The 23,883-nt window shown below is 70.8% G+C and carries 21 protein-coding genes; 9 read left to right on the top strand and 12 right to left on the bottom strand.

Annotation, left to right across the window (positions count from 1 at the left end; genetic code table 11):
• The first annotated feature begins 221 nt into the window (after nucleotides 1-221).
• On the top strand, nucleotides 222-1,529 hold the full coding sequence (locus FL311_RS23920; protein WP_141328256.1) for a pectin acetylesterase-family hydrolase: 1,308 nt from the start codon (nucleotides 222-224) through the stop codon (nucleotides 1,527-1,529).
• A 103-nt stretch (nucleotides 1,530-1,632) separates the two neighbouring features.
• Nucleotides 1,633-2,649, top strand: a complete 1,017-nt coding sequence (locus FL311_RS23915; RefSeq protein ID WP_141328254.1) for a metal-dependent hydrolase — start codon at nucleotides 1,633-1,635, stop codon at nucleotides 2,647-2,649.
• 348 nt (nucleotides 2,650-2,997) lie between these two features.
• Here FL311_RS23915 and FL311_RS23910 read toward each other — a convergent pair whose 3' ends face one another.
• From FL311_RS23910 to FL311_RS23890, 5 genes are all read right to left on the bottom strand, one after another.
• Nucleotides 2,998-4,437, bottom strand: coding sequence for a DUF1552 domain-containing protein (locus FL311_RS23910; RefSeq protein ID WP_141328252.1), 1,440 nt, complete (start codon nucleotides 4,435-4,437; stop codon nucleotides 2,998-3,000).
• 5 nt (nucleotides 4,438-4,442) lie between these two features.
• A complete protein-coding gene (locus FL311_RS23905) occupies nucleotides 4,443-6,056 on the bottom strand; it encodes a DUF1592 domain-containing protein (RefSeq protein ID WP_141328250.1) in 1,614 nt (537 codons plus the stop codon).
• 327 nt (nucleotides 6,057-6,383) lie between these two features.
• Nucleotides 6,384-7,097 carry a ribose-5-phosphate isomerase RpiA gene (gene rpiA / locus FL311_RS23900; protein WP_141328248.1) on the bottom strand — a complete coding sequence of 238 codons (714 nt, stop codon included), beginning with the start codon at nucleotides 7,095-7,097 and terminating at the stop codon, nucleotides 6,384-6,386.
• A gap of 146 nt (nucleotides 7,098-7,243) precedes the next feature.
• Nucleotides 7,244-8,530, bottom strand: a complete 1,287-nt coding sequence (locus FL311_RS23895; protein ID WP_141328246.1) for an SBBP repeat-containing protein — start codon at nucleotides 8,528-8,530, stop codon at nucleotides 7,244-7,246.
• A gap of 170 nt (nucleotides 8,531-8,700) precedes the next feature.
• Nucleotides 8,701-9,453, bottom strand: a complete 753-nt coding sequence (locus tag FL311_RS23890) for an outer membrane beta-barrel protein (RefSeq protein WP_141328244.1) — start codon at nucleotides 9,451-9,453, stop codon at nucleotides 8,701-8,703.
• 129 nt (nucleotides 9,454-9,582) lie between these two features.
• Between FL311_RS23890 and FL311_RS23885 the strand changes: the two genes are divergently transcribed.
• Nucleotides 9,583-10,473, top strand: coding sequence for a LysR family transcriptional regulator (locus tag FL311_RS23885; RefSeq protein ID WP_228557026.1), 891 nt, complete (start codon nucleotides 9,583-9,585; stop codon nucleotides 10,471-10,473).
• A 2-nt stretch (nucleotides 10,474-10,475) separates the two neighbouring features.
• Here FL311_RS23885 and FL311_RS23880 read toward each other — a convergent pair whose 3' ends face one another.
• Nucleotides 10,476-11,741: a right-handed parallel beta-helix repeat-containing protein gene (locus FL311_RS23880; protein ID WP_141328240.1), complete on the bottom strand. Its 1,266-nt coding sequence runs from the start codon at nucleotides 11,739-11,741 to the stop codon at nucleotides 10,476-10,478.
• Nucleotides 11,742-11,809: 68 nt separating this feature from the next.
• On the opposite strand from FL311_RS23880, the gene FL311_RS23875 reads away from it, so the two are divergent.
• Nucleotides 11,810-12,178, top strand: coding sequence for a Spx/MgsR family RNA polymerase-binding regulatory protein (locus FL311_RS23875; RefSeq protein ID WP_141328238.1), 369 nt, complete (start codon nucleotides 11,810-11,812; stop codon nucleotides 12,176-12,178).
• Nucleotides 12,179-12,251: 73 nt separating this feature from the next.
• Nucleotides 12,252-13,130 (top strand): general secretion pathway protein GspE, encoded by an 879-nt coding sequence (locus FL311_RS23870; RefSeq protein ID WP_141328236.1) that lies wholly within the window; start codon nucleotides 12,252-12,254, stop codon nucleotides 13,128-13,130.
• 15 nt (nucleotides 13,131-13,145) lie between these two features.
• Here FL311_RS23870 and FL311_RS23865 read toward each other — a convergent pair whose 3' ends face one another.
• The 4 genes from FL311_RS23865 to FL311_RS23850 form a co-directional block, all read right to left on the bottom strand.
• Nucleotides 13,146-13,949 carry a DUF459 domain-containing protein gene (locus tag FL311_RS23865; protein ID WP_141328234.1) on the bottom strand — a complete coding sequence of 268 codons (804 nt, stop codon included), beginning with the start codon at nucleotides 13,947-13,949 and terminating at the stop codon, nucleotides 13,146-13,148.
• 76 nt (nucleotides 13,950-14,025) lie between these two features.
• Nucleotides 14,026-14,781, bottom strand: a complete 756-nt coding sequence (locus tag FL311_RS23860) for an alpha/beta fold hydrolase (RefSeq protein WP_141328232.1) — start codon at nucleotides 14,779-14,781, stop codon at nucleotides 14,026-14,028.
• 1 nt (nucleotide 14,782) lies between these two features.
• Nucleotides 14,783-15,610: an amino acid ABC transporter ATP-binding protein gene (locus FL311_RS23855; RefSeq protein ID WP_141328230.1), complete on the bottom strand. Its 828-nt coding sequence runs from the start codon at nucleotides 15,608-15,610 to the stop codon at nucleotides 14,783-14,785.
• Nucleotides 15,607-17,088 carry an ABC transporter substrate-binding protein/permease gene (locus tag FL311_RS23850; RefSeq protein ID WP_194869346.1) on the bottom strand — a complete coding sequence of 494 codons (1,482 nt, stop codon included), beginning with the start codon at nucleotides 17,086-17,088 and terminating at the stop codon, nucleotides 15,607-15,609. Before FL311_RS23850 ends, FL311_RS23855 begins: the two co-directional genes overlap by 4 nt.
• A gap of 109 nt (nucleotides 17,089-17,197) precedes the next feature.
• Between FL311_RS23850 and FL311_RS23845 the strand changes: the two genes are divergently transcribed.
• The 3 genes from FL311_RS23845 to FL311_RS23835 are packed head-to-tail and all read left to right on the top strand — an operon-like array spanning nucleotide 17,198 to nucleotide 20,478.
• Nucleotides 17,198-17,890: a response regulator gene (locus FL311_RS23845; protein WP_141328228.1), complete on the top strand. Its 693-nt coding sequence runs from the start codon at nucleotides 17,198-17,200 to the stop codon at nucleotides 17,888-17,890.
• Nucleotides 17,890-19,215 carry a sensor histidine kinase gene (locus FL311_RS23840; RefSeq protein ID WP_141328226.1) on the top strand — a complete coding sequence of 442 codons (1,326 nt, stop codon included), beginning with the start codon at nucleotides 17,890-17,892 and terminating at the stop codon, nucleotides 19,213-19,215. The genes FL311_RS23845 and FL311_RS23840 overlap by 1 nt, the downstream gene beginning before the upstream one ends.
• Before the next feature lie 30 nt (nucleotides 19,216-19,245).
• Nucleotides 19,246-20,478, top strand: a complete 1,233-nt coding sequence (locus FL311_RS23835) for a cytochrome P450 (RefSeq protein WP_141328224.1) — start codon at nucleotides 19,246-19,248, stop codon at nucleotides 20,476-20,478.
• A gap of 7 nt (nucleotides 20,479-20,485) precedes the next feature.
• Here the strand turns inward: FL311_RS23835 and FL311_RS23830 are convergent, their stop codons facing one another.
• Nucleotides 20,486-21,133: a DsbA family protein gene (locus tag FL311_RS23830; RefSeq protein ID WP_141328222.1), complete on the bottom strand. Its 648-nt coding sequence runs from the start codon at nucleotides 21,131-21,133 to the stop codon at nucleotides 20,486-20,488.
• Between the two features lie 141 nt (nucleotides 21,134-21,274).
• Here FL311_RS23830 and FL311_RS23825 point away from each other — a divergent pair, with 141 nt between their 5' ends.
• A complete protein-coding gene (locus FL311_RS23825) occupies nucleotides 21,275-22,459 on the top strand; it encodes an alanyl-tRNA editing protein (protein WP_141328220.1) in 1,185 nt (394 codons plus the stop codon).
• 575 nt (nucleotides 22,460-23,034) lie between these two features.
• Here FL311_RS23825 and FL311_RS23820 read toward each other — a convergent pair.
• A complete protein-coding gene (locus tag FL311_RS23820) occupies nucleotides 23,035-23,667 on the bottom strand; it encodes a hypothetical protein (protein WP_228557027.1) in 633 nt (210 codons plus the stop codon).
• Nucleotides 23,668-23,883: the final 216 nt, after the last annotated feature.

Raw genomic sequence — 23,883 nt, 5'->3', positions numbered from 1 at the left:
CCCGCGAGCCCCGCCAGCCAGCCCATCCGCTTCGACCCCGCTTTGTCGGACATGACGCCCGAATACCGCGCACCTCGCGCACATGGCAACCAACGCTTGTCATGCCGCAATGCATCACAAACCAGGCGGATGCTCGAAACATGAAACAACACATTCAAGACTGACTCGGGTGTCAACGTGGGCTATAGACCGGACTTCCCCCCAAACCCGGAGGAGCCTGCATGAAGCGCGTACTCGTGGCGTGCCTCGCTGTCGCCGCGCTGATGGTCCCCAGCGCCGCCCGCTCGGAAGTCATCGTCTCATCCATCGTCAGCGTGCTGGTGGATGGCGGCAACAACTACAACTGGCAGAAGGTGGAGCTGCCTGGGACGAAGTGTGGCAATGGCTCCCAGTTCAAGTTCTTCATCCACAAGACGAACTCGCCCAACCTGCTGATGCTGCTCGAGGGCGGCGGCGCGTGCTGGGACTACGACACCTGTAGCGGCCGCGCGGGCCTGTTGGGCGCGGCGAACCCCAACGGCATCGCCGACGACTACATCACCCAGTTCACGGCGAAGTACGTCTCGCCGCTCGTCAACGGCGCGGACCCGGGCCTGCCGGGCCGCAGCAAGACGAACCTGGTGACGAACGGCTGGAACATCGTCTACGTGCCGTACTGCACCGGCGACGTGCACATCGGCAACAACGTGAAGACGTACGTGGACCAGACGGGCGCGAACCCGCCGCTCACGTGGCACCACAACGGCTACGCCAACACGCTGGCGGTGGCGAACTACGCGAAGACGCAGTTCCCCAACGTGCAGAAGTTCCTGATGACGGGCTACAGCGCGGGCGGCACGGCGACGTCGGCGGGCTACTACTTCGCGCGTCGCATCATCAACCCGGCGCGGGGCTACCTGCTCAACGACTCCGGCCCCATCTTCCTGGCGCCCAACGCCAACTTCAAGTCGCGCGCCCTGCACGACAAGATTCGCGAGTCGTGGAACCTGAACTCCGTGTTCGGGCTGCTGCCCGCGTCGTTCAGCCAGAACGACTTCGGCACCATCAACCGCATGGTGGCCACGGAGTTCCCGAACGACCAGCTGGCGTACACGGGCTACACGCGGGACTACAACTACTCGCGCTTCTCCTATGAGCGCTTCCACACGCCGAACGACAAGGAGTCCGTGCACGCGTACTGGAAGACGGACGAGGCGGCGCTGGTGACGGAGCTGAGCAAGTACAACAACTTCAGCTACTTCATCCCGCACGAGCGCGCCATCAACTCCAGCCACTGCAGCACCATCATCACCTTCATCGGCTCGCACGCCTGCCAGCAGATGGAGAAGAAGAAGTGGTACGAGTACATCTCCGCGCCGTGGCAGTCGTGGACGTGCCGCAGCGAGTTCGTGGGCATGGACGTGTTCCTGCAGCGCTTCGTGAACAACAACCAGCGCGTGCGCATCTACGAGCCGCCCAACGGCTACAACGCCGAGGACCCGGGCATGGGCATCGTCGCGCCGCTCATCAACGGCGCGCTCGGCGGGTAATCCCTCCCGAGGCGTGAGGTGACTGGCGGCGGGGCGGCGGAGGCGACTCCACGTCCCGCCGCTGGTGTTTGGAGGGACAAAGGCGCTAGAGGCCCAAGGCGCCATGGACAACCTCACCCACGGGCTGCTCGGACTGGCCATCGGCGCGCTGCGCCGCCCCGACGTGCGTCCCAGCGCCCCGGAGCGGTCGACGCCCACGGACCGGGCGGTGCTGCTGGCGAGCGTGCTGGCCGCGGAGCTGCCGGACCTGGACACGCTGCTGGCGCGGGGCGACGCGGTGACAGTGGCGCTGCACGCGCACCGGGGGTTGTCCCACTCGCTGCTCTTCACGCCCGTCGTCGCCCTGGGGGCCACGCTGGTGGCGCGGGCGGTGTTCCGGGGCGCGCGGTGGACGCCCGTGCTGGTCACCAGCCTGGTGTCGGTGGTGTTCGCGCACCTGCTGCCGGATTTGTGGACGGGCTGGGGCACCCGGGTGCTGCTGCCCTTCTCGGACGCGCGGCTGAGCCTGGACTGGACGGTGGTGGTGGACCCGTGGGTGACGCTGCCGCTCGTCGTGGGCGCGGTGGTGGCCTGGCGGCGGCGGGCGGTGTGGCGCAAGGCGGTGCTGGTGGGGCTCGCGTGCGCCATGGCGTATGTCGGCGCGCGGGTGGTGTCGTGGGGCGCGCTGACGGGGCGTGTGGACCGGGCCTATCCCGAGGCCCAGGCGGTGCGCGTCTTCCCTGCCCCGCTGTCGTTCCGCACGTGGCGGTACGTGGCCCGGCTCCCGGGCGACGTGCTCGCGGCGGGGGAGCTGTCGCTCTTCGGGGAGCCGCGCGAGGACCGCCGGGTGGTGGCGCCGGTGGAGGTGCTTCCCGAAGATTTGAAGGACATCCCCACCGTGCGCGAGGCGCTGGCGTGGGCGCGCTTCCCCGTGGTGACGGTGGTGCCGGTGGAGGGCGGGCGCGAGGTGCGCATCGCCGACCTGCGCTACCACCTGCGCGGCGAGCCGACGCTCACGTTCGTGGTGCGCGTGGACGCGGGTGGACAGGTGACGGACGCGCGGCTGGAGCGCGGAGGGAGCGCGTCCGAGCTCTTGCGGCGGTGGCGTGGTGAGGCTGCGCGCGAGGCACGCCCCGACTGAGGCGGAGTCATGCGCTCGGGGGAAGGAGGCCGCGACTCGCGCGCGGAAGCGGCGCAAGTGGCCCGCCCCGACTGAAGCAGCGCAGTCACATGCTCGGACGAAGGAGGCCGCGACTCGCGCGCGGAAGCGGCGCAAGGGGCCCGCCCCGACTGAAGCAGCGCAGTCACATGCTCGGACGAAGGAGGCCGCGACTCGCGCGCGGAAGCGGCGCGAGTGACTCGCCCCGGTTGAAGCAGCGGAGGCATGCGCCCGGGCGAAGGAGGCCGCGACTCGCGCACCGAGGCGGCACGCTCGCCCCCGGAAAGAGCCTCGCGGCGGGGTGGTGCTTCCCGCCGCGAGGAGGGACCGTCAGGTCAGCCCGGAAAGGGGCCCCTTGAAGTCCTGATGGCCGAAGGTGTTCACGTTCACCCCGAAGGCCTGGGCGATGGACACCAGCAGCTTGTTGTGCGCGACGGCGCCCGGCAGCGGCGTGCCCGGCCCGCCCCAGTTGTTCAGCGGGTTGGAGCCCGCCGGACGCAGCCGCAGGAAGCGGCCCATGCGGAACTTCCCGCCCGCGCCGCCCGCGAGCACCGTGGGCACGCGCACGTTCATGTGCCCGGACGCATCCCCCAGCTCGTTGCCCCAGAGGATGAGCGTGTTGTCCAGCGCCGTGCCGCTGCCCTCCTGCACGGAGGCCAGGCCGTTCATCAGGTACGCCACCTGCTCGGCGTACCAGCGCTGCACCTTCACCATCTTCCCGCGGATGTCCGAGCGCAAGGGCTCGTCCGTCACGTCCAGGCGGTGCGCCAGGTCGTTGTGCGTGTCCTCGTGGATGCCGAGCCAGGGCATCGACGGGCCGGGAATCGTCAGCGTCGCCACGCGCGTCAGGTCACACGCGAAGGCCCGGACGATGAGGTCCAGGTGCAGCCTGGTCAGCGTCGGCATGTTGTCGAGGTTGCCGAGCTGGCCCAGGTCGAACGCCGGGGGCGCCGTGCCGCCGCTGCACGCGGCCTCCGCCGGCAGCGGCTCCTGCTGCGCCGGCGTGGGCGTGGTGCTCAGCGTGCCCAGCCGTCGCTCGATGTCGCGCAGCGACTCCAGGTGCGTCTCCAGCTTCTGCTTCTCCGCGCCCGCCAGCCGCTTGCTCAACCGGGTGGCGTCCTTGATGAGGTAGTCCAGGAGGCTCTTGCGACGCGCGGTGTTCTGCGCCGCCTCGCCCGGGTCCTGCGAGGGCGACGGCGCGTTGCCGAACAGGCGCTGGTAGACGCCCGCCGGGTCTCGCTCGAAGGGCACGCGGCCCCCGTTCGGCGTGAAGCTGATGCTGTTGTAGACGTGCTGGCCGCCGAACTGCTCCCAGGCGTTGAGCTGGATGGAACGGAAGCGCGTGGCGCCCCCAATCTGCGCCGCCAGCACCTGGTCCAGCGAGGCGTTCTCCGGCAGGTCGTCACCGCTGGCGGTGTTGACCTTGCTGCCGGTGAGGAACGTGAGCGGACCGCCCTCGTGGCCCGTCAGGCCGTGCTCGTAGAGCACCTGGTAGTCCAGGCCGTCCAGCACCAGCAGCTTGGAGCGGTGGGCCTGGAGCGGCTGCAGCATGGAGTTGGGGAAGTCGAGCGTGAAGTCCGTCTCCCCACCCTGCGGGTTCCAGTACTCCGGAAGGCACCCGTGGGCGGTGAAGATGGCGATGAAGCGCAAAGGCGGCGTGGTGGCCTGGGCGTACGCGTCCGTGGTGCCGAGCAGGTTGGCCAGGGGCAGCGCCGCCGTCGAGCCCGCCAGGGCCTGGAGCAGGGAGCGTCGGGAGAGATTGCGGAGCATGGTGGCTACTCGGGGGAAGTGGTGCGCCGGTGGACGAAATAGGGGGAGCGGACGAGCGCCACGAGCGCGTCGCCCAGCTTCAGCTTCGGGTCCGCGCGGAAGCTCCTGCGCATGTCCTCCAGCGTCCTGGCATCGACGGTGTCCTCGTCGCGGCCCATGACGTAGCGGAACAGCTGCAGCGGCACGCAGTTGGCCACGTCCGGGCTCTCCGACAGGAAGCGCGCGAGCGCGGCGCCGCCGGTGAACGGGTGCGTCCCGTCCTCCGTGACGACCGAGCCGCTGGCGTCCACCGGCAGGCCGTTCTCCTCCGTGCGGTACTTGCCCAGGCCGTCGTAGTCCTCCATGCCGAAGCCGATGGGGTCCAGGTCGCGGTGGCAGCCCGCGCAGGCCGGGTTGTTGGTGTGCGCGGCGAAGCGGGCACGCGTCGTGGCGGTGGGGTCCACCGCGGGCGGGATGATGATGATGGACGGCGGCGGCGGCGGCACCTCGCGGCACAAAAGGCGCGTGAGGACGAACTTGCCGCGGCGGATGGGCGAGCTCGAGTCGAACAGCGCGTACGTCGTCAGCACGCTGGCGTGCGTGAGGATGCCCACGCGGTTGGCTGGCAGCGGCACGCGGCCCGTGGTGCCATCCGGCGTCAGCGTCGTGCCATAGAACAGCGACATGCGCCCGTCCGCGAACGTGTAGTCGGCGCCGAGCAGCTCCTTGATGGAGGCCTCCTCGTTGGCGAGCACGTGGTTGATGAACGTCAAGGTCTCCGTGCGGCTGGAGTCCTTGAACGCCGCGCTGAAGTCCGGGAACACCTGGTTGTTCTTGTTGAGGCTCTCCAGGCCGGACAGGCCCAGCCACTCGATGATGAAGCGCTGCAGGTACTGCTGGGACTGCTTCGTCTTCAGCAGGCGCCGCGCGTGCGACTCGCGCACGTCCGCGGACTTGAGCACGCCCGCGGCGGCGGCGGCCGTCAGCTCCACGTCCGGCGGAGAGCCGGTGATGGCGAACGAAATCGCGGAGGCGATCTCCTGCTGCGTCAGCCACACGACTTGATTGGCGGGCGCGCCGGACTCACCCAGCTCCGTGCGGTACAGGAAGGACGCCGACGTCAGCACGGCCTGGATGACGTACTCGGCCGCGGCCTTGGGGCTCGTGTCCTTGCGGACCGCCTTCCACAGCTCGAGCAGGTCCGTCTCCTCCTCGGCCACCACGGGGCGCCGGAAGGCGCGGGCTCCCAGCGCGCGGATGAACGCGCGGGCGCAGTCCTCCTCGTCCTTCCCCGCGGCGCACTCGTACTCGCTGGCCAGGTTGTTGGCGGCGACGGGCCCCCAGTTGCGCTCCGCCGCGCTGTCGAGCTGGTCCGCGAGCAGCGGCGTGACCTGCAACCGGTCATGCGTGGTGAACCCCAACAGCGTGTCCTCGGGCGCGAACAGCTGCGCCATGGGCACCGGCGTGGGGTTCTTCACGATGGAGTAGACGCTGTTGTCGTACTCGGCGCGGGTGATGCGGCGCACGCGCGCGGGGGCTGCCTCCGTGACCTCTGGAGGGTCTCCGCCGGATGAGTTGCCTGAGCAGGAGGCGGTCACCAACAACAGCGCCGCGGGGAGGCAGTAACGGATGATTCGCATACGAAAGGCACCCTCTGAGCCAGCAGCCCCTGGAAACCCCCTCTTGAAGCGCCGGAACGCAGCGGAGTCTAACCGCGCGCCCTGTCGCGTCCTCCGGACTTTTTGGTGAGTTCAGTGAGGGCCGCGCTCCACGCTCTTCCAAGCCCGCGAGAAACACTCCCGCTCGCCCGACAGTGGCCTACGTCCACATCGCGCTCCACACGCGCAAAGCCTGCGCGCATGGAGTGGGAGTGGACCCACGCGACACCTGACCACCCACACGCGGCGCGCCGGGTGGCTCGTGCTCCGAGCGGACGAGCACGCCGCGCGTGGGTGACAGGGATTGACTCAACCTGGAGGCACGCGGTGCTCGACGCCCGAGGGGCCCGCGACGACGAGGTCCGTGACGAGGTTGAGGAACAGGCCGTGCCCCACGATGCCCGCGCGCGAGTCCAGGCGCGCGGCGAGTGACGCGGGCGTGTCGATGGGACCCAAGGCGCAGTCGAGCACGAGGTTGCCCTGGTCCGTGTGGAAGGGACTGCCATCCGCGCGAGTGCGCGGTGTCACGCGCGCGCCGAGCGACTCCAGGAACAGCCACTGCGAGCGCCAGCCGAAGGGCAGCACCTCCACCGGCACGGGCCAGTGCGTGCCGAGCCTCGGTGACAGCTTCGCCACGTCCGCGACGATGACGACGCGGCGGCTGGCCTGCGCGACAATCTTCTCGCGCAGCAGCGCCCCGCCGCCGCCCTTGATGACGGACAGCTCAGGAGCGACCTCGTCCGCGCCGTCAATGGTGACGTCCAGCACCGGCTGCGCGTCCAGCGTGGTGAGCGGCACCCGCAGCTCCCGCGCGAGTGCCTCGGTGGCGAGCGAGGTGGGGACGCCGAGCACATCGAGCAGCAGCCCGCGCTCTCGCCGCGCCGCCAGCGCGCGCACCACGAAGGCCGCGGTGCTGCCCGTGCCCAGGCCCACCCGCATGCCCGCACGGAAGAAGCGCTCCACCGCCGCCTCCGCCGCCTCGCGCTTGTAGCGCGCCGTCTGCTCGGCCGCGTCGTCCGCCATCACCCGCTCCTTCCTCACCTCGCGAGAGAAACGTACAACGCCCCCCTCGCGCCCATCAGGGACAACCTGCTTCCCACCCCGCACGGGGACAGGGTGGGAGGCAGCCCGCACCGAGCGCTCACCTGGCGGGGGGTGAGCGGATGGGGCTAGAAGCGGAACACGGTGGCGTCGAAGCCGCCCGCGTTGACGTTCCCGGGCAGGCTGCCCCAGGAGTAGCCCACGACGTACACGCCGCCGTCGGCGCCCACCGTCACCGCCTGGCCCCGGTCGGAGGCGCTCGAGCCCACCTGCCGCGTGCCCAGGGGCTTGCCCGCGGTGTCGTACGAGCTGACGAACACGTCGCTGCCACCCAGCACGACGTTGCCGTCCAGCGCGCCCGACGTGTGCCCCACCAGGTGCACGCGACCGTCAGCTCCCACCGCCACGCCCTGTGCGTAGTCCGTCGTGGTGGTGCCCAGCTGCCGCGTCCACTGCTTGACGCCCGCCTCGTCGTACTTCACCAGCACGGCGTCGTAGGTGCCCACGCGGACATTCCCGTCGAGCGCGCCGAAGGTGTAGCCGGAGACGTAGGCCGCGCCGGACGCATCCACGGCGACCCCCGTGGCGTAGTCGTCACTGTTCGAGCCGAGCTGCCGCACCCACGCCTGGTTCCCCGCCACGTCGTACTTCGCCAGGAACAGGTCCACCGTGTTGTTCGTGGACGTGACGCCGTCGAGGCTGCCCTGCGTGTAGCCGGCCAGATAGATCTCCTCGCGCGAGCTCACCGCCACGCCCAGGGCCACGTCGCCGCGCGAGCTGCCGAACTGGCGCATCCAGTACGGATTGCCGCCGGTGTCGAGCTTCGCCACCACCACGTCGTAGTTGCCCGGCGTCGGCGTGCCGTCGATGCGGCCCAGCGAATAGCCCGCGAGGAAGAGGCCGTCCTGTCCCGACGTGCGCGTGACGGCCAGGCCCGTGGCGAAGTCATCCGTCTGCGTGCCGTCCTGCCATACCCACTGGAGCACGCCCGACGCGCTGAGCTTCAGCACGAAGAAGTCCGTGCCGCCCTTGTTCACGTACGGCAGGAAGCTGCCCCAGGTGTAGCCGGCGACATAGACGTTGCCCGCCGCGTCCGCCGTCACCGCGAGCGCCCGGTCATTCATCGCCGTGCCCACCTGACGCACCCAGTGCACCTTGCCGTCCGTGCCCTGCTTCACGACGAACACGTCCTGCCCGCCCGCCGCCGGCCCTTCGCCGAACTGCCCGCCGGTGTGCCCCGCGACATAGACGGCGTCACCGACCGAGGCCACGGCCAGCGCCTGCTCATCCGCGGTGCTTCCGAGCTGTCGTTGCCAGACGGGTGCGTTCAGGGCCTGGGCACTCGCCAGCGGTGCTCCCAGGATGGCCACCGCGCTCGCGACCGCACCTGCGCCACACCACCACTTCCGAACCATGGGCGACTCCTCTCGAGATGAAGGTTCCGCCCCGTACTCTGGCGCGGGGGAAGGCCCTGGCGCATCTCGCAAAGGACTCCGCACCTCCTGTCCGAAAGGTGCGACGCGGAGCGTTGTGCACTCCGCGTCCTTGCGGGGGCGCGCCGACGCGTGCCCCCCACTTCACAAGCTCAGATGTTCCAGCTGCCTCGGACACCCAGCATGACCGACCCGTACGGGCCGTCGTCCGCGTAGCCGAGCGGCGACGTGGTGGTGGGCAGCGGCGAGGGCAACGTCACCGTGGTGTCGCCCGAGCGCGTGGTGTAGCGCCCGACGGTCGCCGTCAGGAACGGGCCGAACGACAGGGAGTGACCCAAGCGCCACTTGCCACCCACCGTGACGTTGGCGAACTCGGGGCCCCGCGTGCTGCTCTTCAGCTTCAGGTTCGCCGCGAGCGGGCCCTGCGGTCCCTGCACCTGCGTGGGGCCGGAGTTCTCGTTGCGCAGGATGACCATGCCGAAGCCCAGTCCGACGAACGGGTCGAACGAGGCCGTGGGCGAGAAGTGATACTGGACCTGCGGACCGAAGCGAAGCTGCGAGGCGGCGCACTCCCAACCCTCGAAGCAGGAGTACGGATTCTCCTTGGTCAAGATGTGCGTGTAGCTGCCGTAGGCGCCGATGAACCAGTTCGGCGTCACCCGGTAGCCCACCTCCGCCACCACGGGCACCGCGCCGTTGGCCGCGTCGCTGAGCTTCACATCACCGATGGTCTGATTCAGCCGCAGACCATTCTTGTAGACGTACCCCACGCCTGCCTGGAACCCGAGTCCGACGGTGACTTCCAAACCTGTCGGCGCACTGTACGTCGCGACTTCCTGCGCGCTCGCGCCCGCCGAACCCAGTGCAACCGCTGCCGCCAGGGCCCAACTCAGCCTTCCCGTCATAAACCCCTCCGTCGAGTGGAGCGTTGAATCTAGAACAAGCCGCATCTCACAAGTAAGCCGCGTTGCGTCAGGATTACAGTTGTGACGGTGGGTCAGCGATGACTGTCAGGGATGTGCACAATGCGGGGCATGAACGTCACCCTCGAACAGGCCCGGGCGCTGGACGCACTGGCACGACACGGCACCTTCGCGGCGGCGGCCCAGGCGCTCGGAAAAGGGCACACGGCGGTGCTCTATACACTGCGGACGCTCGAGGGACAGACGGAGCTGGAGCTGTTGGACCGGCGGGGCTACCGCACCCGGCTGACGGCCGCGGGCGAGCGGGTGCTGGAGCACTGCCGCAAGTTATTGGCAGTGGAGCGCGACCTGGAGGCGACGTGTGCGGAGATACGCGCGGGGTGGGAGCCCACGTTGCGAATCGTCTTCGACGGCGTCTTCCCGGCCGAGCCACTGCTACGCGTCGTGAAGGCGCTGAGGGCGGAGGGAGCGGGCACGCGCTTCCATGTGTCGTCGGAGTTCCTCGCGGGCGTGGAGGCGGCCTTCACGCGGGACGACGCGGACCTCATGGTGTCGGTGCTGCCGCCCGCGCTGCCGGGGCTGAAGAGCTACGCGTTGCCGGAACTGGAGGCGATGCTCGTGGCCCACCGCGCCCATCCGCTGGCGCGGCGGCGTCGAGGCGTCATCAGTGAAGAAGAGCTGTCCGAGCACCTGCTGCTCACGGTGCGTGGCTCGGACCCCCGGCTGCAGCTGAGCACGGTGTCGCTGGAGCTGCGCTCCACGGTGCACCTCAACGACTTCGCGGCGAAGAAGGCGGCCATCCTGGAGGGCCTGGGCTACGGGTGGCTGCCCGAGCACCTCGCGTCGAAGGAGCTGCGGCGCGGAGAGCTCAAGCTGCTCAAGCCCGCGAGCGGCTCCACGCACGCCTTCCTCCCCAAGCTCCACCACCGCGCGGGCGTGAGGCTGGGCCGCGCCGCGCGCCGCGTGGTGAAGGCGCTCACCGGCACCGAGCCGCCGCAGTAGCGCTACTTCGTCGCCGTGGTGCAGTCGCCCGACACGTTCGTCGCCGCGCGGCCGTCCACCTGGTTGTCGCTGAAGACGTTGTCGTCCGTCACCACCAGCTCCACGCCGCCGCTGCCGCGGTTGCACACCACCACCGCGCCCGCGCCCGCGCGGTTGCCGACGAACTGGTTGCCGCGCAGGGTGAGCCCGCGCGTGCCCACGTCCTCCAGGTAGATGGCCGCCGCCGGACCGCGCGTCACGGTGTTCCCCACGAAGACGTTGCCCTCCACCAGGTCATTGTTCGGCTGGAAGTAGTGCAGCGCCCCGCCGCCGCCCAGGTCGTAGATGCCCTGCGCGTTGGGCCACGCGAGCAGCGGACGCTGCGCGAGCGAGCTGTCGGTGGCGCCCCGGTAGGCCTCCAGGACGTTGTCGCGGAAGGTGTTGCCGCGCACCACCGAGTCACGCCCGTGCGTCACGCACATCGCCCCGCCGCCCGCCATGGAGGACGTGCCGTCCTGCGCGAAGCGGTCCACGTCCCGGGTGCGGTTGTTCTCGAAGAGGGAGTCCTCCACGCGCGAGCCCACGGTGAACATCAAATCCAACGCGCCGCACTTGGCGGACACCTCGTTGTCGCGGAACACCGCGTGGCGAATCGTCACCGGCCCCGGGTAGTAGGCCCACAGCGCGCCGCGCGTCCGGTCGCGGTTGCCGTTGTAGTCGTTCTTCTTCACCTTCTCGAAGACCATGTGCTCGAAGACGGGGTCGCCGTCGCCCACCGAGCCGTCGCCGAAGAAGTTCATCCCCCACCAGCCGTGGGGGTTGGTGGAGGTGAGGAGCACGGGCTTGTCCGCCGTGCCGCGCACCTGGATGCCGCCGTACACACGCACCTCCACGCGCCCCTCGTGGTGGTTCATCACGCTGTCGGCCGCGCCGGGGTCCACGTCGGCTTGCGTGACGTCGGGGCGCCCCTTGAAGTCGAGGATGACGCCCGGCTCCACCGTGAGCACCTGGCCCTTGGGGATGGTGACGACGCCCTCTGCGTCCCCGACGACGCGGTAGGGAGAGCCCGCCTCGGTGAGCGTGCCCGCCAGGGTCCCCGTCACCACGGTGCCGCCGTCTTCAGGGACCACGATGACGGGCCCTCCGTCACCGCCACCCGGAGTCCCTCCGTCCTCACCGCCGGGCACCACGCCGGGCTTCTCGGGCGTGGAGGAACACGCGGCGAAGGACAACCCCAGGACCACGGCCCACAAGAGGCGCTTCACGGACTCGGAGGCAGACAGGTGCATGGCTCCGCGCGCTAGCACGGCGTCGAGGCGCGCCGCAAACCGCGCCCGGGCTGATAGAAGCCCGCGCCATGGCGAACGACCTCCTCGTGCTCTCCTATTCGGGCTGTTCCACCTGCAAGAAGGCGCTGAAGTGGCTGGAGGCGAAGGGCCTCTCCCCCCGCGTGCGCCCCATCGTGGACGAGCCCCCCACCCTCGCCGAGCTGGACGCGTGGATTGCGAAGAGCGGCCTGCCCGTGCGCAAGTGGCTCAACACCAGCGGCCTGAGCTACCGGGCGCTCGGCAAGGCGAAGGTGGACGCGGCGAGCGAGGCGGACGTGCGGGCCTGGCTCGCCGCCGATGGCAAGCTGGTGAAGCGGCCGGTGCTCGTCACACCCTCGGCGGTGCTGGTGGGCTTCCAGGAGGAGGCCTGGGAGCGCGTGTTCTCCCAGCGAGGCTGAAGGCCGAGCAGCCGGGCGGGCGGACGTGCGCCCGTCCCTCGCGAAGCGCGGCCGCGCGTGAAGATTCCTCTCCATGGAATCCAGCACCAGGCGTCCGCTCGGAGAAATCCTCCTGGAGATGGGGGTGCTCAACCGCGCCCAGCTCCGGGTGGGGCTGGTCCACCACCACGAGACGCAGGTCCCCCTGGGACGCGCGCTGGTGCGCGAGGGCGTGTGCACCGAGGCGGACGTGCTGCGCGGCCTGTCGGCACAGCTCGGCGTGGGCGCGGTGGACCTGGACCTGCAACCTCCGGTGCGCGGCATGGCGGACCTGCTGCCCGCGCGCATTGCCCGGCAGTACCGCGCGGTGCCCCTGCGGGTGGAGCTGGTGCCCATGGAGCAGGGCGAGCGCGAGGTGCTCCACATCGCCCTGCCCGCCCCCGTGTCGCTGGAGGCCGTGGACGCCGTGCGCGCCGTCACCGGCAAGCCGCGCGTCGAGGCCTACGTGGCCTCGGATTCCGCCATCACCCGCGCGCTCTCCGAGCTGTACGGCTTCGAGGAGCCCGCCGAGCCCGCCGCCACGCCCGCGCCCGCCCCCGGTGGGCACCTGCTGCTCTACGGCTGGCCTCCCGTCACCGCCGTGCTCATCTCGCGGCAGCTGGCGCGCAGCGGCTTCCAGGCCCGGGTCGCGACCCCACTGGAGGTCCTCCACACCAGCGCCAACGACCTGGTGCTCGCGCCCCTGCAGGCCATGGAGGGACTGTTGGCCGGCGAGGTCCACATCGAGGGCGCGCTCATCGTCCACGGCACGTCGGACGACGAGGGCTTCGAGCGCGCGCGGAAGCTCGGCGCGCGGGGCTTCCTCGCCAATCCCCGCGACGAGCAGCTGCTCCTGCGCGCGGTGCGCCGGCTGATGCCCGGCGGCGGCTCCTCCATCTCCGGAGAGTCCGGCTCGTCACACCACTCGCACTGACGTGGGCTCGGCGCGCTACCCCTGGAGCAGGCCCAGCGCGTCGAGCACCTCGGGGTACACCTTGCTCGCGAAGTACCGGCCGCCCGCGATGGTGAAGTGCACGCCGTCGCTCATGCGCAGCTTCATCGGCTTCCTGAAGCCCTCGACGCGCGCCTGGAGCAGGGCCTTGCCCCTGGCGTCCGTGAAGTACGGGCGCGTGTCGACGTAGCGCGCGTCCACGCGGGAGCCGATGACCTCGCGCTGGAGGCCCCGGATGAGGGCCAGCTTCTGCTCGAAGCGCTTGAGTCCCGTCGCGGGCAGCTCCAGCCAGATGATCTTCCGTCCCGGCGCGGCGAGCACGCTCGCGAAGGACTCGATGCGCTGACGGTACGCGGCCTCCCACTCGGGCTTGCCCCAGTGGACGGGCTTCTTGCCGTCGCGCTCCAGCAGGGACTGGCCATCATTGCCACCGAGGATGACCACCACCACGTCCGGCTGGTGGCGCTTCACCTCCTCCTCGCCCACGGCCATCCAGTCGAAGAAGTCCGGACGGGCCAGCCCCGTGGAGGAGCGGGCGCGGCGCGACGCGCGAATCGTCGGATGCGCCTCCAGCCGGGCGAGCAGGTAGTCCCCGAAGCCCGTGGCGATGAGGCTGTCGCCGAGCAGCAGCACGGAGCGCGGACGCTCGGCCGCGGGAGCCGCCGCGGCAGGTGGCGATGCTGGCGGCGCGAGCACGGCCTCGGGCCGAGGGCCCGCCTCCGGTCCGGAGGGAGCAGCCCAGGAGAGCCCGGTGGAGAACACGACGAGGACGACGAACCAACCCGTGAAGCGCTTCCGCATTCGGGCCGCACGCTAGCGGCACACCGCCGCCAGGTACACTCCCTTTCACGACGCCTCCCGGGGCCCACCGCCCGACTCACGCCGCCGATACCTTCGGGGTGGACGTCAACCTCGAGAGCCACGGCGCCAGGAGTTCCGCGCAGGCCTCCGGGTGGGTGAAGTACGGCACATGCCCCGCCCCCTTCAGCAGGTGGTGCGGCGTCCCTGGCGGAAGCGATTGCAGCAGTCGCTCCACGGTGGAGGGGGGCACCAGCACGTCCCTGTCCCCCTGGATGCAGAGGCAGGAGACGTCCAGCCGTCGCAGCTCGGGCGGGTGGGCCTCGCGTTGGATGGCGAGCGCGCGATGCCACGTGGTGCCGCGCTCCAGCACCGTCGTGGGGACCACCTCCGCCACCTGCGCGAAGGGGACCGGCTTCCACGCGGCCAGCCCCGCGGCGACCACGCCAGGCCGCGCCCACACGGCGATGGGGCCCATCATCCCGATGAGCAAGCCGCGCGCCCCCAGGTGGGTGGTGCGCGTGAAGGCGCCCAGGAAGGCCACGCCGCGAGCGACGCCCGCCGCCGCCAGGTGCGCGGCCACCATCCCACCGAAGGAGCTGGCCACCACCGCGTCCACCGGGCCCGCCGCGTGCGCCACCTGTCGCGCGAGCGCCCCCGCGCCCACGGCCGCGTGCGCGCCTTCGGGATACTCGACGAGGACGGGACGACAGAGGGGTGACAGCGCCTGGGCGAGCGCGCGGAAGCCGGAGCCTCTCGCCCCCAGGCCGGGCAGCAGGAGCACCCTCGGCCCCTCGCCCCGCCCCACCTCCGTCAGCTGCACGTCCGAGCGCATCTCATTCCCTCGCGGTCGCGGCGGGGAACAGCGTGACGACGCCGCTTCTGCCCGCCTCCAGCGTGGACACCTCCGGTTCCGGGGCGGGCTGCTCCCGCGCCAGCCCCAGGAAGGTCCGGGTGCGCTCATGTCGGGGCCGCTCCAGCACCTGCGCGGGAGGGCCCTCCTCCAGGATGCGTCCGCCGTGCAGCACCAGGACGCGCGAGGCCAGCTCGCGCGCGAAGCGCATCTCGTGCGTCACCGCCACCAGCGTGAGCCCGTCCTCGCGAAGCCGCGACAACAGCGCCACCAGCTCGCCCACGCGCTCCGGGTCCAACGCGCTGGTGGGCTCGTCCAGGAGCAGCGCCTCGGGCTCCATCGCGAGCGCGCGGGCGATGGCCACCCGCTGCTGCTCACCGCCGGACAGCTCGGACGGGTAGGCGCCCTCGCGGTGGGACAGGCCGACCTTCGCGAGCAGCGCGCGCCCCAGCTCCGTGGCGCTCCTCGCGTCCAGGCCCCGCACGTGCCGGGGCGCCTCGGTGACGTTGCCCAGCGCGGTGCGGTGCGCGAACAGGTGCCACTGCTGGAAGACGAAGCCCACGCGGCGGCGGATGTTGGAGACGGCGGCGCCGCTCGCTCGCGACGCACCAGGGCCGAGCACGTCGTCCCCCACCCGGATGGTGCCCGCGTCGAAGGGCTCCAGCCCGTTCAGGCACCGCAAGAGGGTGCTCTTGCCGCCGCCCGAGGGGCCCACCAGCGCCACCACCTCACCCGGCGCGAAGGCCGCGCTGATGCCGTCCAGCACCATGCGCCCCTCGTACCGCTTGCACAGGTCCTTCACTTCAATCATCCGCGCGCCAACCTCGCTTCCAACCGCCTCGCCAGGAGGGACAGAGGGTAGCTCATCGCCAGGTAGAGCGCCGCGCACAGCGCCCCGGGCAACAACCAACTGCGAACATCCACCGCGGTAATCGTCATCCGCTTGGTGAGCTCCACGACGGAGATGACGGACACCAGCGAACTGTCCTTGAGCAGCGCGATGAAGTCGTTGGTGACGCTCGGCAGCGCCACCCGGAAGGCCTGCGGGAACACCACCCGGCGCAGCGCCAGCGGCGTGGACATGCCCAGCGCCAGCGCCGCCTCCATCTGCCCCCGGGGCACCGCCAGCACCCCCGCCCGGTACACCTCCGCCTCGTAGGCCGCGTAGTTCAGCCCCAGCCCCAGCACCGCCGCGCTCAGCGCGTCCAGCCGCAGCACACCCGCGAGCCCGTAGTACAGGACATAGAGTTGCAACAGCACCGGGGTTCCACGGAACACCTCCACGTAGAAGGACGCCAGCCCCGACAGCCACCGGGGCCCGTACAGGCGCACCAGCGCCAGTCCCACGCCCAGCGGCACCGCGAGCGCCATGGCGCCCACGGACACCACCAGCGTCACCAGCGCCGCCTGGAGGAACATCAGGCCCTGGGCCCAGCCGAGCTTCGCCGTGCGCGTCTGCGACAGCACCTCGCGCGTCTGCGCGTCGGTCCACTCCACCATCTTCTGCTGCTGGGCGCTGTCGATGTTCCACCGGGCGAAGATGCGCCGCAGCTCCCCCGAGCGCGCCACGTGCCCGAGCGCCACGTCCAGCGCCGCGCGCAAATCCTCGTCCCCGGGCCGCACCGCGATGGCGTAGTAGCCCTCGCCCACGTCGCCCACCACGCGCAGGCCGGGCCTCGGCTGGCCGTAGCGCTGGGCGATGAGGTCGTCCATCAGCACCGCGTCCACCCGCCCCTGCTCCAGGTCGATGTAGGGCTCCTCCACGCCTTCGTACGGCACCGCCTGGATGCCCTCGCGCTGGAGCAGGTCCCACGCCTGCGAGTTGGCGAGCGTCCCCACCCTCCTGCCACGCAAGGACGAAAGCCCCGTGACGCTGTCGTCCTGCCGCCGGGCCAGGAGCCGCAGCTGGAAGATGAAGTACGGCCGGGTGAAGAGGATGCGTCCGCTGCGCGCCGGGGTGACTTCAATGCCGTTGAGCGCCACGTCGAACGAGCCCCGCTCCAGGGAGGGGATGAGGCTGGACCAGTCGTTCTGCACGAAGCGCGCGCGCACGCCCAATTCCCGCGCCAGCGCGTCCGCCAGCTCCACCTCGAAGCCGCGCATGTGCCCGGGCACGTCCGGGTCCTCCATGGCGTACGGCTCGCCGCCCTGCGCGTCCGCGCCCCAGCGAAGCTCGCCTGCCCTGCGCACCCGCTCCAGCCCGGGCTCCTCCCGTTGGACGCAGGACGTCAACACCACCGCGAACACGAGCAGCGCCCCGCCCCTCCTCCACACACCGCTCACATCCATTTCAGGGACTCCCACTCTGTAGCAGGTGCAGGTGTGACCCAGTATTCAGGTCCTGACACTTTCTCCGGGACTGCGTACTAGAGTGTCGCGACAGAGGAGCCAAGGCGTCATGGAAGCATACAAGGTGCTGGTGGTGGACGACGAGCCGCAGGTGGCGCACGCCTTGAGGCGGCTGCTGCGGCGCGAGGGTTTCGACGTCCAGCTCGCGTTCAACGGAGAAGAGGCGCTCGAGCGGCTGAAGACCTTCAGCCCGGACATCGTCCTGACGGACTTCCGGATGCCGGGGATGACGGGCAGCGAGCTGCTCCAGCGCATCAAGCGCAGCCACCCGCTGGCGCTGCGGCTCATCATCTCCGGCTACGCCGACTTCAAGTCGGTGGTGGCGTCGGTGAACGAGGGCGAAATCTGCCGGTTCATCAGCAAGCCCTGGGATGACGCGGAGCTGGTGACGTACCTGTCGGGCCTGCTGCGCCACCGCGAGACGATGGCCCAGCTCTACGCCCCGTTCCGCGCCGCGCCCCAGGGTGTCAGCGCGGAGGTGAGCCCCACGGACGCCGCGCTCGTCCTGAAGGTCCAGGTGGCGGACCCGTCGTTCCCCGCCGAGCAGGCCGTGTCCATCATCGAGCGCTTCGCGGGCCTGCTGGCCGACGACAGCCTGAAGGTGGTGGGGGGCCTGCTGGAGCGCTTCGGTGGGCGGCTGTCCTTCGTGGCGGAGGTGGGCGGGCCGCAGCGGCTGCGCCTGGAGCTGCCCATGCGCGCCCAGAGCGCGCCGAGTGCTCGACCGGGGCTGGGCGAGGCGTGATGGCCCCGGAGGTCGACGCGGACTGGGTGAACAGCCGCCTCAAGCGCTTCACCCTGCTGGCGTGCCTCCTCATCCACGGTCTGCTCATCGTCAGCCTCTGGGGACGCTGGCACGAGGCCCTCGTCGTGACGGTGGCCTTCGCGGGGGTGACGGGGGCCAACGTGGTGCTCGCGCGGGGGTTCTTCTCGCGGCACACCCGGGCCGCCGAGGCCACGCGCTTCACCCTGAACATGGTGGGCACCGTGGTCTACGGGGTGGTGAGCGACTGGGCGCTGCCGGTGTGGCTGTACCTGCCGCTCAACGCGCTGTGGGTGGACCACTTCGCGGACTCGGGCGCCCGGCGCCGGCTGGCGTTGATGCTGATGCTGGTGGCCGGCGCGGCGCTGGCGGACGGGGCCGCGCCCGAGCTGGCCGCCAGCTTCGTGCTGCTGTCGGTGCTCACCTACGCCATCTCCGAGGGCCGCGTCTTCCTCACGCACTCGACGCTGCGCGAGCTGGCGCGCCAGCACGACGAGCTGGCCCTGGCCCACGAGCAGCTGGAGATGGCCCACCGGCGCGCCCGTGAGCAGGAGCGGCTGTCCAGCCTGGGCATGCTGGCCGCGGGCGTGGCGCACGAAATCAACAACCCCATGAGCTACGTGAAGAGCAACGTGAACGCGCTGCTCATGGACCTGCGCGCGTGCAAGAACCTGCCGCCGGAGCTGCAGGAGTACGTGGACGACGTGCTGCCCGCCACCGCGGATGGCATCCGGCGGGTCGTGGCCATCGTCGCGGACCTGCGGCGCTTCGCGAGGGGAGACCCGGGCGCGCTGGAGGAGTACGACCTCAACGAGGAGATCGCCGTCGCGCTGCGCATCACCCGCACGCAGGTGCAGTCGCGCTGCGAGGTGGAGGTGACGCTGGGCGACTTGCCGCGCCTGCTCGGACGTCCGGGGCAGCTGGCGCAGGTGGTCGTCAACCTCCTGATGAACGCCGCGCAGGCGATGCCCTCGGGTGGGCGCATCCTGCTGACGACGCGCATGGAGGCCGACGAGGCCGTCCTGTGCGTCCAGGACTCCGGGCACGGCATGACGCCCGAGGTGCGCGCGCGGCTGTTCCAGCCCTTCTTCACCACCAAGCCCGCCGGTGAAGGCACGGGCATGGGGCTGGCCGTGGTGCACGGCATCATCACCTCGCACCAGGGACGCATCGACGTGGAGACCTCGCCCCAGACGGGCACGCGCTTCACCGTCCGCCTCCCACGCATCCCTCCGCTCGCCATGCACCTGCCCGGACTGTCAGGCGGAGTCCCCACCCCGCCGAAGTCGCATCCGGACACGGCCTGAGCCCGCACGCGACTGTCCCTCGAGAGCGCCATGTCCTCCTCGCCGCCCGCCTTCTCCAGTCGCTTCGAGCCTCGCTACGTGGAGGACCCGTATCCGCTCTACGAGCGCCTGCGCCACGAGTCTCCCGTCCACTTCAGCGAACAGCTGCACCTGTGGGTCGTCTCCCGCTACGAGGACATCAAGGCGGTGGTGCTCAACCCGGACGACTTCCTGTCGGCCAACGCCTTCCGCAACCCCGTGCCGCCCGCGCCGGAGGTGCTCGCGGTGCTGGCGGAGGGCTACCCCCAGGTCCCCGCGCTGGTGGACGACGACCCGCCCAACCACACGCGCATGCGGGTCATCGTCAACAAGGCCCTGGCGCCGCATCGGCTGAGCGCGATGGAGGCGCGGGTGTCCGCGATCGCGACGGAGCTGCTGGACGGCTTCGCCCACGAGGGGAAGGCGGACCTGGTGGAGCGGCTGGGCTACCCGCTGCCCGCGCGCGTGGTCGGCGCCATCATGGGGCTGCCGGACTCGGACGTGACGCGGCTGAAGCAGTGGACGGAGGACCTGGTGGTGATGTCCGCGGGCAACGCGCCCGTGGAGCGGCAGGTGGAGTGCGCCAGGGGGCTCGTCTCCATCCAGAAGTACCTGGCGGAGCACATCGCCGCGCGGCGACGCGCGCCCACCGATGACCTCATCAGCGCCCTCATCGAGGCGCGGTACGAGGACACACCGCCGCTGAGCGACGTGGAGCTCATCAGCCTCATCTCCATGCTGCACTTCGCCGGGCACGAGACGACAGCGAACCTGCTGGGCAACCTGCTCGTGTGGGTGCTGCGCGCGCCGGAGCGGCTGCGCGAGCTGCGGGAGGAGCCGGGCCGCATCCCCCGGGCGATTGAAGAGACGCTGCGGCTGGACGCGCCGGTGCAGGGGATGATGCGCACCACGCGCCGCCGGGTGACGCTGGGCGGCGTGGAGGTGCCCGAGGGCGCGCGGCTGCTGGTGCTCTATGCGTCGGGGAACCGGGACGAGACGGTGTTTCACGCGCCCGGCGAGGGCGTGCTGCGTCGTCCGGACGTGGGCAAGCACCTGGGGTTCGGGATGGGCATCCACTATTGCATCGGCGCGCCGCTGGCGCGGATGGAGGTGCGACTGGCGATGGAGCTGCTGTTGAAGCGGCTGCCCGGGCTGCGACTGGCGCCGGGAGAGGCCGTCCGCTACCTGCCCAACTTCCTGCACCGGGGCCCACGGCAGCTGCTCGTCGAGTGGGACCCGGCCTGAGGTTGTTTCAGCGCTTGAGCGCGGCGTCGATGTGCGTGGCGAAGGTGTCGAGCGACTGCGCGCCCGTCACGCCGGTGCCGTTGATGAAGAAGGTGGGCGTGCCGACGATGCCGCGGCGCTGGGCCTCCAGGCGGTCGGCCTCCACGTAGTTGTCCCAGGCCTTGGTGTCGAGCGCGCGCTTGAAGCTCGCGAGGTCCAGCCCGAGTGCCTTCGCGTACTTCTCCAGCGAGGCGCGGTCCAGGGCGCCCTGGTTGTCGAAGAGCACGTCGTGCATCTGCCAGAACCTGCCCTGCTCGTGGGCGGCCATGGCGGCGGCGGCGGCGAGCCTCGCGTTCTCGTGGCGGGGCAGCGGCATGTGGCGGAAGACGATGCGGATCTTGTCGCCGTAGCGCTCGCGCAGCCCCTCGACGGTGGACGCGCCGCGCTGGCAGAAGGGACACTGGAAGTCGCTCCACACCTCCACCGTCACCTGGGCGTCGCGGGGCCCCAGCGCGGGGGCCTCCGAGCGAGGGGTGGCGGAGATGAGCTTGGGCTGGGCGCGGGCGGTCTTGGGCTGCTTGTCGCAGTCGGGGGTGGGCTCGTCACCGGCGAGGGCGGGGTTGAGCGAAGAGAACACGACGGCGGCCGCCAGGAGGGCGGGAGCGCGGAGCTTCATGGTGGACCTCTGGAGTGGGATGGGTGCGGCACGCCCGGCGTCCTGCCCGGAGGCCTGGCGTCACGAGGGGCGATGCCCTCGCACGCAAGGAGTGACGCGAGCGGCGCGGGAGTTTCAGCGCCGTGTTATTTCCCGCGCACCATGACGACCGAGCGCCTCTATTACGCGGACCCCTTCCTCCATCGATTCACCGCGCGGGTGGTGGGCCATGGCGCGTGGAATGGCGCGCCCTCGGTGGTGCTGGACCGCACGGCCTTCTATCCGGAGGCGGGTGGGCAGATGGGGGACCAGGGCGTGCTCGGTTGGCTGCCCGTGCGCGACGTGCAGGTGGACGACGCGGGGGTGGTGCATCATCTGGTGGAGGGCGTGCTGCCCGCGCCCGGCGAGGCGCTGGAGGGCGTGGTCGATGGGGAGCGGCGGCGCGTGCACATGTCGCTGCACACGGGGCAGCACATGTTGTCGCGGGCGCTCCTGGACATCGCGGGCGCGGCCACGGTGTCGTCGCGATTGGGGGCGACGTGCACCATCGACACGGACCAGGACACGCTGGACGAGCAGCTCGTGGCGAAGGCGGAGGCGCACGTCAACGCCATCATCGACGCGGACCTGCCCATCCGGGCCTTCTTCCCCACGCCGGAGGAGCTGGCGGCGCTGCCGCTGCGGCGTGCGCCCAAGGTGACGGACAACATCCGCGTCATCCAGGTGGGGGACTTCGATGTGTCGCCGTGTGGCGGGACGCACTGCACGCGCACGGGGCAGGTGGGGATGGTGCGGGTGCTGGGCGTGGAGCGCTACAAGGGCAAGGGGCGGGTGCTCTTCTCGGCGGGGCCACGCGCGCGGCGTGAGCTGTGGGAGGAGGCGGGGGTGCTGCGCGCGATGAGCCGGGCGTTCACGTGTGGACCGGCCGAGGTGCCCACGGTGGTGGAGAAGCTGCGGCGTGAGTTGACCGAGGCTCGCGAGGCGTTGGGCGCGGCGCGAGCGCGGCTGGCGGAGCAGACGGCTGTCGAGCTGGCGCAGGCGCTGGAGGCGTCGGCGGACAAGCAGGTGGTGGCGGTGCTCGACGGCGCGGGGCCGGAGCAGCTGCGCGCCGTGGCGGCGAGGCTCACGTCCCGGCCGGAGACGGTGGTGTTCCTCGCGGGCCGTGGGCCCGACGGGTTGGCCGTGCTCATCGCGCGGGGCAGTGCGTCCACGTTCGGCTGCGGCGCGTTCCTCAAGCGGGCGGCGGAGGCCGCGGGAGGTCGGGGTGGTGGCCGCCCGGAGCACGCCGAGGGACGGCTTCCGGCGAGCACGGACTGGGCTGCGCTCGTGGCGTCCCTGCGGGGCTGAAGGGCGCCCTCCCGCACCCTGGGTCGACGAGCCGTGGGGCCTCGACGGGGGCGCCTGCATCACGAAGGGTTTGTCGCAGGAGGATTCGCGGCGGGAGGCTCTGGCACCGCCGGCGAAGGGGGAGCAGGGTCCTCTGTCGTAGGGGCGGGCATCGGAGGAGGAGGCTCGCTTGCGGGAACTGGAGCCTTCGCGACCACTTCGCCCTGCGCGGTCACCGCGTAGACCTCCCACCAATCGAGGACGCGGCCACTCGGCCCACCGCAGCGGTGGAAGCCCTGCTCCACCACCACGAAGTACAGACCAGGCGTCGCCCCTGAGAAGACGGAGACATCCAACCCCTGCTCCGGACTCGAGCACCCCGTGAACAGGTTCGGAACGGGAGGGGTCTTCACGACCTGCCGAATGGCCCCCGCCCCGGCGAGCACGGCCCCAGCTTCCGTGGGCTCGACGAGCGTGACGGAGGAGTCCTCGTCGGGCCACACCACTTCACCCTTCCAGGTCGATGCGGGCGTCACACACCCCTGGAGAGCCATGACCCATCCCGCCAGCATTCGTGCCTTGCGCATGTCCCGCACCTACTCCTCGATTAACCGCAAGCCACCAGCACTACACTGAGGCATCACGCTCTTGAAGGGCGGACGCGGACGAATCGGCGAGCACGTGCCCAGGGTGACCCAACGCGCTCGGGCTTCGCTCCACTGCTGCACCTCGCCCGTGGGAAAGTAGCGCAGAATGAAGCGTGTCCCATCTGGCTGCTCCGCCACCAATGCGGAGGCCATCTCGATGGCCGCGCCCTTGAAGAGCGCTGGAGCCGGGTTGCCAGGAATCAATCGCACCTCGGCCATCGCGACGAATGGCTTGAACGCATCCGTCGGCCACACTCCAAGGTCCTGCGAGGAAGGGAGCGCCGCGCAGGGATGGTTGTGCACGTACCCGACGACCCAAACCTCTGACGGTGCAAAGTCCTCATCCGCCACCTCGAAGAAGGGCCTGCAGGCTTCGTGACTGCCCCGGACGGGAGAGGCCACTCGCCAGGACAAGGAGTCACGCCCACCCGCCACATACACGGTCGAGCAATACTCCGTGGACAGACCTTGGATGGGGCGCCGTGTCGCGGGGTCACACGCCTTCGCGCCAGGAAGCTTCAGCAAGGCCTCCGCCACATCCCGCAGGAGGCTTATCGGAATGGAGTTGTCGCCCGTGGGCATCTCCACGGCGGGCACCTCGGCCCAGGGCCCCCGCGCGTGCGTCATCCCGGCCGCTGGCATTCCAACCTGCGTGGATGCGGCACATCCCCCGAGGAGCATGAGCACCGGAGCGAGGACCACGAGGAGGATGCGGTCGGAGCAGGCCATCACCTCCGACTCTAGCGGCGGCTTCGGACGCCCCGCCCCCCCCCCGGGCGGACCGTGGGAGCGGAAATC

Origin of the sequence: Myxococcus sp. AB025B (assembly GCF_006518215.1) — a bacterium.
In the GTDB taxonomy this organism is placed as follows: domain Bacteria; phylum Myxococcota; class Myxococcia; order Myxococcales; family Myxococcaceae; genus Myxococcus; species Myxococcus fulvus.
The sequence above is the reverse complement of the archived record's forward strand: the minus strand, read 5'-3'. Positions and strand labels throughout refer to the sequence as shown.